The organism is Vibrio sp. Of7-15, assembly GCF_022347565.1.
In the GTDB taxonomy this organism is placed as follows: Bacteria; Pseudomonadota; Gammaproteobacteria; order Enterobacterales; family Vibrionaceae; genus NORP241.
The window spans coordinates 539,325-554,859 of the sequence record NZ_JAKRGH010000001.1 but is presented as its reverse complement, the minus strand read 5'-3'; the positions used below and the strand labels follow the sequence as shown (position 1 = coordinate 554,859).

14 protein-coding genes are annotated in these 15,535 nt (G+C 40.6%); 7 read left to right on the top strand and 7 right to left on the bottom strand.

Going from position 1 to position 15,535, the window contains the following annotated elements:
* Window positions 1-63 precede the first annotated feature (63 nt).
* A complete protein-coding gene (locus MHO82_RS02195; RefSeq protein ID WP_239182205.1) occupies window positions 64-1,260 on the bottom strand; it encodes a benzoate/H(+) symporter BenE family transporter in 1,197 nt (398 codons plus the stop codon).
* Between the two features lie 93 nt (window positions 1,261-1,353).
* On the opposite strand from MHO82_RS02195, the gene MHO82_RS02190 reads away from it, so the two are divergent.
* Window positions 1,354-1,893, top strand: coding sequence for an XRE family transcriptional regulator (locus MHO82_RS02190; protein WP_239182278.1), 540 nt, complete (start codon window positions 1,354-1,356; stop codon window positions 1,891-1,893).
* 368 nt (window positions 1,894-2,261) lie between these two features.
* Entirely contained in the window at window positions 2,262-4,172 is a 1,911-nt protein-coding gene (locus MHO82_RS02185; protein ID WP_239182204.1) for a methyl-accepting chemotaxis protein, read from the top strand.
* A gap of 217 nt (window positions 4,173-4,389) precedes the next feature.
* Here MHO82_RS02185 and MHO82_RS02180 read toward each other — a convergent pair whose 3' ends face one another.
* Window positions 4,390-4,995, bottom strand: coding sequence for a hypothetical protein (locus MHO82_RS02180; protein ID WP_239182203.1), 606 nt, complete (start codon window positions 4,993-4,995; stop codon window positions 4,390-4,392).
* Between the two features lie 482 nt (window positions 4,996-5,477).
* Window positions 5,478-6,338, bottom strand: a complete 861-nt coding sequence (locus tag MHO82_RS02175) for a mechanosensitive ion channel family protein (protein WP_239182202.1) — start codon at window positions 6,336-6,338, stop codon at window positions 5,478-5,480.
* 493 nt (window positions 6,339-6,831) lie between these two features.
* Between MHO82_RS02175 and MHO82_RS02170 the strand changes: the two genes are divergently transcribed.
* Window positions 6,832-7,863 carry a DUF1176 domain-containing protein gene (locus tag MHO82_RS02170; protein WP_239182201.1) on the top strand — a complete coding sequence of 344 codons (1,032 nt, stop codon included), beginning with the start codon at window positions 6,832-6,834 and terminating at the stop codon, window positions 7,861-7,863.
* A 385-nt stretch (window positions 7,864-8,248) separates the two neighbouring features.
* Here the strand turns inward: MHO82_RS02170 and MHO82_RS02165 are convergent, their stop codons facing one another.
* On the bottom strand, window positions 8,249-8,620 hold the full coding sequence (locus MHO82_RS02165; RefSeq protein WP_239182200.1) for a nuclear transport factor 2 family protein: 372 nt from the start codon (window positions 8,618-8,620) through the stop codon (window positions 8,249-8,251).
* A 100-nt stretch (window positions 8,621-8,720) separates the two neighbouring features.
* On the opposite strand from MHO82_RS02165, the gene MHO82_RS02160 reads away from it, so the two are divergent.
* On the top strand, window positions 8,721-9,587 hold the full coding sequence (locus MHO82_RS02160) for a LysR family transcriptional regulator (RefSeq protein WP_239182199.1): 867 nt from the start codon (window positions 8,721-8,723) through the stop codon (window positions 9,585-9,587).
* A 7-nt stretch (window positions 9,588-9,594) separates the two neighbouring features.
* Here the strand turns inward: MHO82_RS02160 and MHO82_RS02155 are convergent, their stop codons facing one another.
* Genes MHO82_RS02155 through MHO82_RS02145 form a run of 3 tightly spaced genes read right to left on the bottom strand, consistent with a single transcriptional unit; the run spans window position 9,595 to window position 11,718 of the window.
* Window positions 9,595-10,062, bottom strand: coding sequence for an OsmC family protein (locus tag MHO82_RS02155; protein WP_239182198.1), 468 nt, complete (start codon window positions 10,060-10,062; stop codon window positions 9,595-9,597).
* 42 nt (window positions 10,063-10,104) lie between these two features.
* Entirely contained in the window at window positions 10,105-10,749 is a 645-nt protein-coding gene (locus MHO82_RS02150) for an HAD family hydrolase (RefSeq protein ID WP_239182197.1), read from the bottom strand.
* A 57-nt stretch (window positions 10,750-10,806) separates the two neighbouring features.
* Window positions 10,807-11,718: a hypothetical protein gene (locus MHO82_RS02145; RefSeq protein WP_239182196.1), complete on the bottom strand. Its 912-nt coding sequence runs from the start codon at window positions 11,716-11,718 to the stop codon at window positions 10,807-10,809.
* A gap of 199 nt (window positions 11,719-11,917) precedes the next feature.
* Between MHO82_RS02145 and MHO82_RS02140 the strand changes: the two genes are divergently transcribed.
* The 3 genes from MHO82_RS02140 to MHO82_RS02130 all read left to right on the top strand — a co-directional run bounded on the left by MHO82_RS02140 (window position 11,918) and on the right by MHO82_RS02130 (window position 15,391).
* Window positions 11,918-12,316 carry a VF530 family DNA-binding protein gene (locus tag MHO82_RS02140; RefSeq protein ID WP_239182195.1) on the top strand — a complete coding sequence of 133 codons (399 nt, stop codon included), beginning with the start codon at window positions 11,918-11,920 and terminating at the stop codon, window positions 12,314-12,316.
* Between the two features lie 207 nt (window positions 12,317-12,523).
* The gene (locus MHO82_RS02135; protein WP_239182194.1) at window positions 12,524-13,291 is read left to right on the top strand and encodes an MBL fold metallo-hydrolase; all 768 of its coding nucleotides are present in this window, start codon (window positions 12,524-12,526) and stop codon (window positions 13,289-13,291) included.
* A gap of 303 nt (window positions 13,292-13,594) precedes the next feature.
* Entirely contained in the window at window positions 13,595-15,391 is a 1,797-nt protein-coding gene (locus MHO82_RS02130) for a M28 family peptidase (RefSeq protein ID WP_239182193.1), read from the top strand.
* Window positions 15,392-15,535 lie beyond the last annotated feature (144 nt).

Here is a 15,535-nt window from a genome sequence, read left to right as displayed (position 1 = left end):
GCCATTCATTATTTTTACGCTGAACAGACATCTTTTGTCCAAATACATTAAATAAAATCAACATCACTGTTTCACCTGTTGTTGCATTTTCACCTGAGGTTTAGATTTCATTGTTGTGACCTGTATATGAATAAGGCCAATCAGTAATCCCCACAGAGTAGAACTCACCCCTAACAGTGAAATACCCGATAAGGTAAGTAAAAACGTAAACAATGCTGCTTCACGAAAACGTTCCACTTCAAACGCACTCTGTAAGCACATAAGCAATGTTCCCAATAACGCTAGCCCTGCCAGCATATACGTAACATCTTGCGGTAAAATTAAAAAAACAGCAACGACTGCAGTTGCCCATACACCAGCAAGTAAGTAAAACACGCCTGCCCATATTACAGCTCGATAGCGCTGATTCTTATCACTATCAACGTCATCATTCATACAAATTGCCGCAGAAATAGCCGCAAGATTGACACTAAACCCACCAAATGGTGCAAAAATGATATTAGTGATTCCGGTCCCTACAAAGATAGGCTTGATCGGCGTTTTATAATCAAAACTGCGCATCATCGCAACTCCGGGCAAGTTCTGGGACAACATCGTCACTACATACAGCGGTAAACCTAAGTTCACTATTGCCATAACATTAAATTCTGGCGACACCCAAATAGGCTGAGACATCGCCAATTCAATGTTTTGGTTTGTAAAAGCCCCACCAATCGCAGAAAAAGTAATGCCCACACCAAGCAGTATTAACATGGCATAACGAGGCATAAAACGCTTTGCCACTAAAAAACTACCTAACATGCAACAAAACAATATAGGGCTCGTCGTTACAGGCTCAAACGCCTTCAAGCAGAATGGTAATAAAATACCTCCAAGCATGGCCGTTGCCAGTGAAGAAGGGATCTTTTCGAGTAATTTACTGATAGGGCTAACGAAACCAGTAATAACAATCAACACACCTGAAAAAAGGAAAGCACCAATAATCTCAGGCAAAGCATACTGGCTTACCGAGCCAATAAGCACGACAGCCCCCGGAGTAGACCACGCTGTCAACACTGGTGTTTTGTAATACCAAGAGAAGCCAATCGAAGTCAGCCCCATAGCGATGCCTAATGCAAATAACCAGCTCGCAATTTGGCTAGGGCTCGCACCTGATAAAGTAGCCGCTTGTATAATAATCACAACAGAGCTGGTATACCCCACCAGCACAGCAGTAAAGCCCGCCGATATATGGCTAATATTAAACATTCTTTTTATCATTCTCTTTCTCTCAGGGTAGTGATAAAATTTGTGCGCTATTACGCACAAAATAAGAGTAGCACCGGACGTTATAACGCACAAATGGAAATAATGATGGATGGCCTAATTTTTAAATCCCATATTGCTAAACACCTAAAAGCACTACGCAAAAGAAAAAAATTAAGTTTGGATGCAACGTCAAAAGCAACCGGCGTATCAAAAGCCATGCTTGGACAAATTGAACGAGAAGAGTCTAGCCCTACCATTGCTACTCTGTGGAAGATAGCCAGTGGCCTAGAAACCTCTTTTTCGGCGTTTTTTGCTTACGAACCTGAGCTCTGCTCAAGTGAAACAACGTTTCCTAACGACCCTAAAATGCAGGTCACCACTCTGTTCCCTTTTAAACCTGACGCCAGTTTAGAAATGTTTGAAATCACCCTCATAGAGCAACACCAGCAAATGTCTTCCCCTCACAGCACAGGTGTTATTGAGCACATTCACGTTCTTGAAGGACAATTGAATATCTATTTTGATGGTGAATGGCACCCATTAAAGCAAGGGGAAAGTACCCGTTTCTTTGCTGACCAGCCTCACGGCTATCATGCCATCTCTAACTCTGTGACTTTCCAAAATATTGTTTGTTATCCAAAGTAAAAACCACAAAGTGCCATCATAAGAGTGGCTATACACGACTAATCCTACAGACATTTTTCGTCTAGTATTAAGTGCAGTAAATGCAGTTAATCACTAAAATCGACAATTCAACTCTGGGAGGAAATAATGAAAAAGTTTCTGCTTTTTATTATCTCCTTCCTCTCCTCTATGGCTTTTGCTGACATCACAACCGTCAACTTTCTGATCCCTGAATATCAGATAGTTCTTAAATGACCTTGTCCTATAGAGCAGCGTCACTTCTCCTACCCCTCGAATGAAAAACAATGCGCAAGCACATGACCAAATTGCACTTATTTCAATAATCCAACTATCGTTATATTTATCACCATAAATGTTAGGCAAGACAAATGACGATCAAACAAAAGCTAATAGCAGCACTAGGTACGCTTACTTTGATAATTTTAATTGTGGGTATTTTCGCGATCACCAGCCTACAAAAGCTCCAAAACCAACAAGCCATTTTTAGTGGGCTGTCCTCCGCTGACACCGTTCTTTATCAAGCTCGCCTCTCGCAAGCCGATTATATGTTACTTGAAGTCACCAAATTCAAAGATCAGGTGTTTAACTATTTACAAGAGGCCAACGACCTACTGAATAATGTCAAAAACAAAATGGCAGTAAAAGAAAGCATCGATCAAGTCGACAAAATTCAAGTAAATATCTCACAATATAAAAGTGCTTTTTCACAATTTACCGAGGCAAAAGCAAGAGGGATTGAGGGTCGAAAAGCGCTTGAAGTCACCGCGACTAAAGTTTCGAAAGAAATTAATAATGTACTAGATTCAATCGAAGACTACTTTAACGATAATCGCAGTGATTTTTCAGAGTTTACCCGTTATCTAGCCGCCAAAGACTTCAAAGATCGCTTTAATCAGCTACGCGTCATGGTATGGCAATTTAATACAAAGCCCAGTAGCGAATTAAATAATACCATTCAGGAAAAAATTGAAACTCTGAAAAAAGTGGTTCCCGAGTTAAAAAGCATCATGCTCTCACCGGAAACCCAAACCCTACTCAATGAACTCAGTGCCGATCTGGATCATTACGACGCAAGATACGACCAAGTCAACTTCGCTTATATCGAACTCACCAATGCAAAAGCCAGTATGCTTAAAGAAGCGAATGAAGCATCTAAAACCACCGACTCATTAATCACGGTAGAGCGTGTCATTTCCAATGAAGTACGTGACCAAGTCAGAAGCACCATCATTGTTGCGGTTATTGCTGCCATCCTTTTAAGTATTGTATTAACAATATGGTTATTACGCACCATCATGACTCCGCTCAATCAATCCATTCAGTTTGCTCAAGTCATTGCTACGGGTGATTTAAGCAAAAAAATTGAAATTAAAGGGAAAGACGAATTTGCAACGTTAAACAGTGCTCTTAATGAATCTTGCCAATCACTCCAACAAACCGTCGGAAAAATTAAAACCGTATTGAGCGACTTAAACTCAACCAGCGACAGTATTAACCAAGCGGTGAGCCAATCAAATAACTCCATGCTCAGCCAGCAAGATGAAACAGACAAGCTGGCCACCGCGTTACATGAAATGGCCACAGCCACTCTAGAGATTGCCAAAAATGCCACTGAAGCATCAAAGCAAAGTGAAGAAGCAGAACAAGAAGCTCAAGTCGGTAATGAGGTTGTGACCAACTCAACCAAAGCCATGCAAAACCTCTCTGTGGATATGGGCGATGCCTCAAATGCCGTAGATAAATTAAACAGCGACTCTGCCAATATTTCTAACATCTTAGCGGTAATTAGGGGCATTGCTGACCAAACGAACCTTCTCGCCCTCAATGCTGCTATCGAGGCTGCCCGAGCAGGTGAACAAGGCCGAGGTTTTGCGGTGGTTGCAGATGAAGTTCGTAGCTTGGCTCAAAAAACTCAAAAGTCTATTGAAGAAATCACCAGCATTATCGACCTCATTCAACAAGGTGCCTCGAATGTCGTCGACGTAATGGCAAAATCAAACAACCAAACACAAGGTGTACTTGAATTTACCAATCAAGCTTCTGATGCCTACCTTAATATCGTAAAAGCCATTCAGGTGATTTCTGATATGAATACCCAAGTTTCCGTCGGCGCAGAGGAACAATCCTCCGTAGCGGAAGAAGTGAATAATAACGTCATTCGTATAAAGTCACTGGCTGATGAGAACAGCGAAAACCTAGGGTTAATTACGAAGCAACTAGATAGACAAGCAAAGCAATCAGCACAAGTGAATGACTTGATCGCCTTCTTTAAAGTATAAAATTATTTACATAAACTGCTTCCTAGCCTCATAAATACATACATTAGATATGTTTTTATGAGGCTAAGTTTATTTTTACACTTAAATTATTATTTATTTATCACTTTTAAATAAAATTATAGTGCATTAATAGGTAAATACCCATAAAAAAGCCGCGATCATCTATGTTAAATCACGGCTTCATTTATCTAATAGAATCAATTAATTGAAGATTTCTTTAGGTTGGCTCATCGGGTACTCGGTGTGCCTGTAATCGTAAAGGCCTTGCTTCTGTATGTGGGGAATAACCACACGTCCCTACCTGTCGGCTCATACCACTTAAACCATACTGAACGGTAGTACTTACGTGACCAATGGTGTCTTTAAACCCGCCCCATGTACTTATTGGGGCTGTAAAACCATACGCTTCCGTTTGAAACCAAGTACCGCCATTTCGAGTGCCGAATAGTACATTCCCCCAGCGATTTGGAAACAGAACTTCAAACTGCTCATCAACACTATTGTGCGAAGACATACCATCACGAGAGCCACCATCAACATGACCGCTTTGTATTAAACTTCTCCAATAACGGTAGAACATTTTGTTATCTGCAAGCATTACCTGCCCGCCTTTAAAGACTTCGGCTCCCCCCTCTCGCTGTCCAGAGGCACGATAATAAAGTAAGCGAATATCATTAATCACTTGCAAATACTTTTTTCGGTTTGCTTGAAAATGATGCTCATCTCGGGATAAAAGACGATAAATTGAATAGGCTGTGTGCCCCATTAATGGCCCTCCGTTATCTCGGTGAGCTTCCCTAGCATCAGGTATCGATAATCGCATAGTTTATTCCTTGTTTTTCTAGATACGGTACTATTTCTTAATGGTTAAAAGCGTCATAATTCAACAGCACGGCTTCCGTCTACTCCCCTTCAATAAACAGTCAATTACAAAAAATATATTTTAAATTTAAAAGGTTTTATTAACTTAATTATCTATCCTCTTTTCTTTATAAATAAAGCGGATACATAAACCTTAATTAAAAAAGGGAAATAAAACAAAAGCTGACGATAATGTTAATATAAATAACTGACTAATAATAAAGCAGTAGATGCCTATTATTCCAAGCATTGATACAAAATTAGTATCATAAGATCGATCTTTTATGACATTCACCTAGCAAATCAAAGAAAAACAAATCTATAAATTACACAAATTAATATTGAATCTATTTTTAATAGTCGAAAACTTGATTTATTACAATAATTAAACTAGCAAATAGAATATCGTTCCCCTTTAATTACGAATAAATAAAAAACTCAACATTAATCCAAGGCTGTATCGCTTTTTTTCTCTCCATAATGGCTATGATAAGCAACCATGAATTCCTGCCTAATTTGTTGCTCCAAGTGAGAAGCCCGGTCTGTAGGACAAAAAATCATAAAGTGGACAATTTGCTCCCCTGTTGTCGCACTTGTGATATGTATATGAGGCTCTGGCCCTGGTAAATCGACTCCAGCGTGCTTTTCAATCACATAGTTATAGCGACGAGCCACATCGATAAAATCTTCACAGTGTTCTTCAATACGATCAGACAAAGAAGGGAGTAGCGGGTACAGGTTCACAAACTCTTTCACAGTAATAACAAAATTATGATAAACGTATCGTTTCATAAAGTTTAAGTTTTTTACCGGGTACGTAAAAAACATACTGTTAGGCAAGGTTGCTGTTTTACCCGTGTAATGGTATTGACCATGGTGAAGATCAATTTCTTGAATTACGGTAGCCATCAGGTTGTGCTCAATCACTTCTCCGCAAAGCGTGCCCACTTCTATCCAATCTCCAATACGAAAAGAACGAGAACTTGCACGCTGAATAGAGCCCGTGAAACACAAAATAATTTCTTTGGATGCCACAACTATCGCTACTGCAATGGCCGTCACTGACAGTGCAAATTCACTGATTTCTGATTTCCAAAGAATAAACAAGGTGAGAACAATGACAGTAAAAGCACCATTCTTAGTTCGTGACATCCATTTTCGCTGATCTTCCGATACAAAAGGAATATCACCGCGGATCTTAGATAAAGTAAATCGCCTGATTGTGAGTATGACGCTGATAATTAAAGCACTAAAAATAACCTTATGAGTCAGAAGAAAATCAACAACTACATATACTTTCTCCACACGCTACCTCTTTAAAACCACGTTACTGATATAAGATCAAAGAAAACTTAAACCAATAATGAACATAAGAAAACGATACCTCTTACTATTTTAAATTCTCGTCACACTTTAGGTAGCGCTATTCGATTTGATCATAAGCCTACCCTCAGTACAAGCTTAATTGCTTTTGCCCATTTTCTTTTAGTTAGCTTTATCAATATAAAATTGGTTGCCATTAGCCCAACTATTTCCAACTAAAAGGGACGCCTTGTTTTTATGAATCGACTCTTTAGTGTGGAAGCTGTAGTAGTATGTTCTGCATGAGGTTCTGAATGCTGCCATTATTATCAACAGCCCCCTTCTAACATGAGTTAAATTTGGTAAAGTACGTCACGCTCGAGGAGTGAAATTTACCTGATAGTCATAGGGATACTGTATTTTTAATACTGGTAAAAAAGAGCAAAAACAAAGCTCACTGACTGAATCATGAAGATTGTATTAAGGAAATAAGCTAATGCTCTATATTCGCCGTGCCATATACTCATTGGGTTTAGTAGTTTTTTCTGCAAACGCTTTTGAGGGAGAGAGTTTTCAACATAAAGATTGGTATCTAGCTTGTGATAATACAGGCACCTGCCGGGCAGCTGGCTATTCAGATATTAGCAACCTGAACCCAGTTGCTGTGATGTTTACCCGTGAAGCGGGACCTGCAACGCCAGTAACGGCCAAAGTGTTTCTGGGGGACGAATCTAATTTCGATCATTGGCCTGAGCAGAACAATCTATATATCAACTCTCAGGAGTTGGGCCCGATAAAGCATGATGTCCTGACTGCTATGCAGATTCAGGCCATTCTCGATGTAGTGACCAAAGATGCACTTATCGAAATTGGTGATGGTAAATCCAACTGGGTACTGTCTGGCAGTGGTGCCAGTGCAGTGTTTCGTAGAATGGATGAATATCAGGGTCGCCTGAACACTCCATTTGCCATTGTCACAAAAGGTCAGGGGGATGAGTCTAAGGTAAATCCTGCTGCTGCTGCCCCCAAACTGGTGAATGTCGGCGGCGATGCAATGATGAAATCGATTGAACCAGGGTCCGCCTTGTATGGCAGATTATTACCACAACTGCGTGCTAGTTATCAGGTTGTGGAAGACAGTGCTGAGTGCCATATGCTGTTTGAAGAAGCGCCTTCCATTTCCATTGCAAAGCTTAATAACGGACAATCATTGATTGAAGCGCCCTGTTGGATGGCGGCTTATAACTATGGTTCAAATTATTGGTTGTTGGGTGAAGGTGACGATGCTCTGCCTAAACACCTTAACATCTCCGGTAATGACTATTCTGACGGCATGATTTCCTCAGCTCACAAAGACCGGGGATTGGGGGATTGCTGGAACTTTGAAAGCTGGTTGTTTGATGGCCAAAAAATGGTTCGTTCGAGCGACAGTAACACAGGTTTGTGCCGTGGTATTGCAGCTGGTGGTATTGACCCAATGCCTACCTGGGTGAGCGAAGTGGTTTTCGCACAAGATTTGAATAAATAACTATATTGAAGGTAACCTTTACGGCTCTGACTTTACTAATCAGTTCCTTTGAGGGCCTTGAGTTTGGGCACAAGGATTGTACCAAAGCCTCGTTTGAAGAGATTCTTTAAACCTAAATAAACCTTTATGACTTCTTGTATTTATTGACCACTTTCAATTATCTGATAGTTGCTAATTTAGCATGCTATCTAACTCATTTTGTCCAATTGTGAGTTACGATATAAGTAAAAAACAAATTGCACTATCTACTCGTAACTCACTATCGGATGTATGAGGTCGAATATAAACGACTACATTTAAAGGAATAACCTAGAAACAAAAAACGAGCTAAACATGATATTTAGCTCGCTACATCAATTAATTATATTTATGGGTGTTGCTGCTGTTATCGCTCACCTTGCGCTTCAAATTCGTCGTACACTAAACGCGCTTTACCGTCTGGCTGAATCTTCCAGTGCTCTTTATGAACCACACCAAACGCTTTATTCATTGTCCATTTAGAAGTCAAGATGTAACCATCCTCTCCTTCTGGCTGCCACTCGGTTTCACTGTATTGAACATCGTTAAAACCTTGATCCATTAAGTTCTGCCAAAAAGCTTGAATCTGCTCACGGCCTTCGAAAGTACCAAATGGCTTTGCCACCATTACCGTACCTTCGGCGTATTGCTCAGCACACCCCTGCGCGTTTTGGCTATTAAAAGCCTGCTGCCATGCTGAAATTCCGGCTTTACATACATCTAGAACGTGTTGAGTCATGTTTATCTTCCTTATTAAGTGAACGAGAAAGAGTTTAGATTTATAATTAACAAAGAAAAACAAACTAAAAAGAACTGACTGTTTAATTAAACCAAACAATATGAATAAACTCCGCCACATGACTCTGTTCATGAACATTGTCGACGCGGGCTCCATTACTAAAGCCGCAGAAAAACTAGACTTATCTAAATCGGTATTGAGCCAGCACCTAAAACAACTCGAGGATGACCTTTCTACCACGTTATTAAAACGTACAACTCGCCGACAGTCTTTGACTCCAGCAGGAGAACGCTTCTATCAACACTGCTGCGAAATGCATGCGCTGTCTGAGCAAGCATGGGATGAAATTCTAGAACAACAAACGGAACCGACAGGCACTCTTACCATCACCGCCCCACACGCTTTAATGGATACCATCGTTATTCCTGCGTTAACGGACACTTTCTCGGGCCATGACAAAGTTCATTTGAACCTGATCTGCCAAGACACTCAGCTCGATCTAATGAATCACAATATTGATTTGGCGATTAGGGCCGGAGAATCTAAAGACAGCAACTATAAACAAAAACGACTCGGCGCATTTCAAGATGTACTCTGCCAAGCTCTGCATTACGCCAAACCACTGAACCAAGCCTCATATATTGCTAACCATTGGCAGCCTAAACACATTGAACATACGCTCTTTCATAAAAAAACACGTGAACAACATTTGCTGCATTTTGAAGCCAAGCATAAAACCAACAGTGTCAACCAAACTGCTGCATTGATTAAAGCCGGATTTGGCATTGGGGTTATTCCTGAAATGATTATGGCAGAGCAACCCACTTTAAAGGCTGCTCTGCCACACAGTGAGTTGCCTAAAGTTAATGTTTACGCGTTACACCCTTATCAGCACTCGGTGCCTATCGCGGTCACGCTTGCTATAAAGGCCATCGAAACACATTTTTCGACTTGGCAAAAAGAATAAAACAAGCTCAGAGTATGATTTCAGTCACCACTTCAGTCTTAACTGAATTAGCAATAAAGCAATTTTGATGAGATTGATGATGCATTTTTTCTAGCTGCTGAAGGCTTGGTTGACGTTCTCCAGAAAAAGTGACTTTAGGGCGAAGAACTACTTTAGTCACTGCCGTTTTACCATCTGCATCGTCAGCTAATACACCAATAGCGTTATCAACATAGCTTTCGATTACGTACCTTCGTTTGGCTGCAATGGAAAGAAAAACCAGCATATGACAACTTGATAACGTCGCGATAAATGCTTCTTCTGGATCTACATTCTCTTCAACTGAATACGGTAATGGCACCACGTGAGGAGATGATGAGGCTGGTACTTTCACTCCACCATCAAATTCCCATGTGTGGCCACGGCTGTATTTATTATCGCTGAAGATCTCCTCTTCAGATCTTTTCCACTGCACTTTTGCTGTAAATTCAGACATCCCTGCTCCGTTATTTCATTAATGGGATTGCACTAGATGACATCATTCGATCCCAATGTGTATCAGTGCCTGTTGGGTATTTTTAAAATGATCAATTTGCTGACTGTGCGTTAATTTATTTCCAACAAGAACAAAATTATACGCAAGATCCTCACAAGCTTTTTTATCCCACACCCCGTCACCAAAGTATGTTTTTGATACGAAATCTTGATACTGACAACGAGCTTCTGCCACTTGCATCACCCCAACGCGCTGACAATGATCCGTACTAGACGCAAAGGCAATACCCGAAATATCAAACCCCGCCGATTTAAGTTTGGCTTTGGCCGTTTGCTCCCAGCCACCCGTTGCTATTGCGATCTCAACATCTTCTCTAGACTGCAAATATTTCAGAAAATTAATGGAACCCTCAATCTCACGCGCCGGAGATGAAGTAAGATGAGACTCAACCAACTGGATAAATTTTTCTTTCACTGATCGTTGCAGGTGCTCTCTTTGATCCTCCAACCCCTTCTGGCTGATAAACTCATCCAAAATGCCAGTGTCGGTAATATTGTTGTAGCTTTCCCAATCAGTATTTAGCTCATACCCTGTAACATCCCGTACCGCTTCACAAAAACAATCGGCATCGAAAACACAAGATTTGATCAATGTTCCATCAATATCAAACATGACTAAATGCACCATAAACTCCTTTTAAAGGTTTAAAAACCTCGTTGCAACGCTAGACAATGCCGCATTGTATCACCTGTCATTCGCTAGTTTCTTCTTTTCTACTTCATCTAATTTCAAGACATAAGCATTTCGCCCTATACCTTGAAATTCTTCATCAGTAAATACAACCGTATTATCATCATAAAATGTAACGGCTTCTTTTTGAGTAATTATGCCCAGATCAATCTGATAAGCATCACCAGAAAAGAAATCGTCCCCTTGCCAGTTTTCAAATAACCACAAACGCTGCGAATCAAGTAACACTAACTTGGTTCTGTCTGGGCTAATGGCCGCTGAAGTTATCCAACACAGTTTTTCATGAGTCGTACAGGTATGAAATTGACTAATACGTTTAGCCTGATAATTCGCAGCATGATCACCAATTTTATATAAGTGGGTATTTCCATCAAAAGGGGCTGTGCGGCTCTTGGTGAATAAGTACAAATTGTCGTTGTAATTAATGAAGGCTTCTAGGTCAAAGCGTTTATCTTCCGGCTTTGGCGGGTAGCTTTCTTGCTCAGGGTACATAAATTTAATGATTTCTGCTTCGGTAGTATTCCCTTTAATATCAATGGGGTTTTCGATTTTGTACACCGTAAGCCACTTACGCATATTGTCGTTATTACCAAAATCACCTAAGAAAAAGTGGCCAAAATCATTTTGTGTCATGTCTTCCCAGTCAATATTTTTTGCATTGGTGACCGTAATAACTTTTGTCACCTCTCCTTCTTTATTCACTTGATACAAGTTAGGATCATCGCCACCGTCGTTAATCGCCCAAAAGTTGTTATTTTTGTCAAACTCAATACCCGAGATCTCTTTTAACGACACATCGAAGGTAACGACCTTTTTACTGTAGAGTAATTCTGTTTCGTATACCCCATAAAGAGCAGCAACAGCTAACGTGATTGATGACAACGTAATCAATGATTTTTTTAACATTTTCTTTTGAATATCCTTTGTTTATTTTTGATTCGTCCATTCTTTCCAATGCACTTATCCACTTTAACTGACTAATGACAGTTTATAAATCATCAATCATGGCGATGTGGCGTAATACAAAATTAACTCTATTCATAATACGCTCAGTAAACGGTATACTTAACAGTGAATGCGCTTTCCACCAGCTTTAGGAATAACAATGTCACAAGAACAACAAAATAACCCACTACACGGCCTTAAATTAGAAACCTTACTCACCGAACTTATCGACTTTTATGGCTGGGAAATACTTGGGACAGCAATGCGTTTTCACTGCTTTACCAAAAATCCAACATTAGAAGGCTGCCTTAAGTTCTTTCGTAAAACCGAATGGGCCAGAGAAAAACTAGAGAATTTTTATTTATCTCGATTCAAACGTATGCCAAGAGCAAGTGAAGAAGAGTTTAAATTACCACCTCGCCAGAGAACTTATGCTACAGGCATCGTTCCACGTGAACCAATGGTACTCACCGTTGAATCAATCGAACTATCTCAAGCAAAAGCGGCTTCTTCCCATAAAGCCAGATCGTCACGTCGCCCACACCCAAGACGCCGATAAAAACATCTGCGCTGACTAATTTGGTTAGCGCTTCTCTTTCCTCTATGCCTCCTTTACCTCCCCTCCCCGGCACCAAATTTCACCTATTTTCGATCCTTTATTCATAAACACAAAATTAAGTGGTCTGATGAGCTGTGGAAAATTCGAGTTTTGAGTCTATTATAAATGTTCAACTCAACAATTATAATAACGTGTGCTTGTATCTCTATGAAATTACATAAGTTAGATGGTTATATTCAAACAGTTTATTTAGCTGAATATAAAAATAAGCTTCTCCTGCTGGATGGCTGTAGCCGTGCTGATATCCCTGTTTTAAAACGTTTTATAACCAATACTCTTCAAAGGCCATTCAATGATTTAAGCCTTGTCATCGTAACCCATATGCACCCAGACCACGCCGGGGCCGCTCATAAATTACGAATTTTAACCGGATGTAAAATTGCGGCAGCAGATGTACAAGGGCATTGGTATAACGGATTCGAAGGCACACTTATGCACCTAACCGACTTACTGCTTGCCAAGTGGGTAGCAAAACGCATGAAAAAACCGCGACGCAATATTTGGTATTCAAGAAAACTCAATGCCGACTACAAGCTCAATGACGGTGATACACTACCGAACTTCCCTGATTGGATAGCCTTAGCGACTCAAGGCCATACCGACAGGGATTTATCTTTACATCATTTACCAAGTAATCGAATTTACGTTGCCGACTTAATGGTAAAAGTAAAAGGCCGTTATATTCCCCCTTTTCCTGTTTTCTACCCCAACCGCTACCGAGAATCACTGCACAAAATTATCAACCTAAAACCAGAATCTATTATTCTTGCGCATGGTGGAGAAGTGAGCCCCTCAGAAAAAGAACTGCAATATTTGCTCAAAAAGGCACCGACAATACCCAAAACTCACTGGCGAGCAGTAAAATCAAAACTCAAAGAGGCATTAAAAATACCCTCGTTGTGCGTGAAAGAGTAAAACGAGGCCATCAAACCAACACAGTACCTATAAGGGCGTAACTCATCATGCGCCTTACAACCCGTTTAAGAGAACTCCTGCTCATTCACTCCCTCATTAATAACAATTACCTCAATAATTCAATGAGTTGCAATTCATGAAAATTATGTGACACTCACCATACACACAATGAATACCAATGAATACAATATGCAATTCATTTTATATTGATTCATAATCCAAACCCCGCCTTAAATTTAACATTCCCTTAACTTTGAGTATAAATAACAATGAGTTGGCACATATAACTCAAGGAAAGAACAGATGCTAGTTAACATAAATACAAAAAAATCACTACTTGTTACTGCTATTAGCGCAACTTTATTAAGTGGGTGTTTTTGGGACGACCCGAAAAATACTGCTCAACACGTCAGTGATTCCATTGAACAAGATGAGCTCTTCGAGCACTTAGAAGAGCTTGAAATTCGAGCGTCTAAAACATCTGATGGAGCATCTATAACACGTGCAGCCGGCACCGATGGGTATCAAGATTCTCTTGATTACATCGTTGAAACCATGGAAGAACACGGTTATGTCGTCACGACTCAAGAATTTGATTTCCGCGCATGGGAAGAACTCGCAGGTACAGCATTAAATGTAGATGGTGTCGATCTTGTTGGTGTCCGTACGGCACCTGAAGGAGTGGAACCTCAATTTGCGGCCATGTCGTATTCCGGACCATCAAATGGCAACCTCACCGGAGCACTGGTATTCGTTACCCCCGATTTTCGTTTCGATGCACCTGATTACGACAGTACTGATGGCTGTGAAGCTTCAGACTTTAATGGAAAGGAGATAGCTGGAAAAATTGCTGTCATTCAACGTGGTGGCTGTTCATTCAACGACAAAGTAGTGAATGCCCAAAATGCAGGTGCAAAAGCCGTTATCGTCTTTAACCAAGGAAATGCCGAAGGCAGAACCGATGTGGTAAACGGCACGTTAGGGAGCGACAGCACCGCTGTAATTCCAGCCCTTGGTGCCCGATTTGATCTCGGCCAATCATGGTACCAAGCAAGCCAAACGGCGTCCGTTCCAGTATCACTGAATATTAATATTAAAGATCAAATGGTGGTCACTCAAAATATTCTAGCCGAAACAGAAGGTGGCGATGAAGATCAGGTTGTTATGCTGGGTGCACATTTAGATTCCGTTCCAGAAGGCCCTGGTATTAACGATAATGGCTCAGGTTCTGCGGGTATTCTTGAATACGCCATCACTCTAGCTGATTTAGATATCCCTGTTAAAAATAAAGTCAGATTTGCATGGTGGGCAGCAGAAGAAGCTGGCTTAGTCGGCTCAGAATATTACACCAACGATCTCTTTACACCAATTTATGATCAAGCACAGAAAGAAATTCTAAAAGAGCTTGGGCTTGAATCTCCTGACCAGCTCACTCCTGAACAAGTGGACTTAGTTGAAGCGCGTTACAATGAAATCAACAAAGTAAAACTGTACTTAAACTTCGATATGATTGCCTCTCCTAACTATATCTTTGGTGTCATGGATGGCGATCTATCGGATACAAAAGACAGCCCAGACAACGCTTATACTGGAGACTTCACACCACCATTTGGTACTTCAGACATTGAAAATACATTCAATGAATTTTTCACATCCAAATCAGAAGCCATCGTTCCACAAGCACTATCTAAACGTTCAGACTATGCGGGCTTTGCCGATTGGGGTGTAGCGTTTGGTGGGCTATTTACAGGCGCTGAAAAAACGAAGACAGCACAAGAAGTTGAGCAATTTGGCGGCGATATCGATGTTGCTTACGATAAGTGCTACCACAAAGCTTGTGACGACTTGAATAACATTAGTCAAAAAGCACTATACGTAAACACACAGGCACTCGCATACGTAACGACTTATTACGCCATGAGCGAGACTCTCTTCCCAGAGGCAGAAGCTGAAGTACAACCAGCAAGACATGCACTTCATACTCACCCACACACTCACGATGCACCACATAAGCACCGTATTGGTACTAAGTTAAAAGCAGCAGACAGCGTTTCTGATCACGATCACTTCCACGGTGATTTTGACCAAGACAGACATTAATACCTATCTCACTGTACTAATGTAAACTTTATCTAACCAACAGCAGAAGGAAGTGCACCGCTTCCTTCTGCTTTTCTTTGTTCTCTCGCCTGTTTCTAGAAATACTATTGCTACGGCTTGTGATTACGTATACTGATAAGTCGA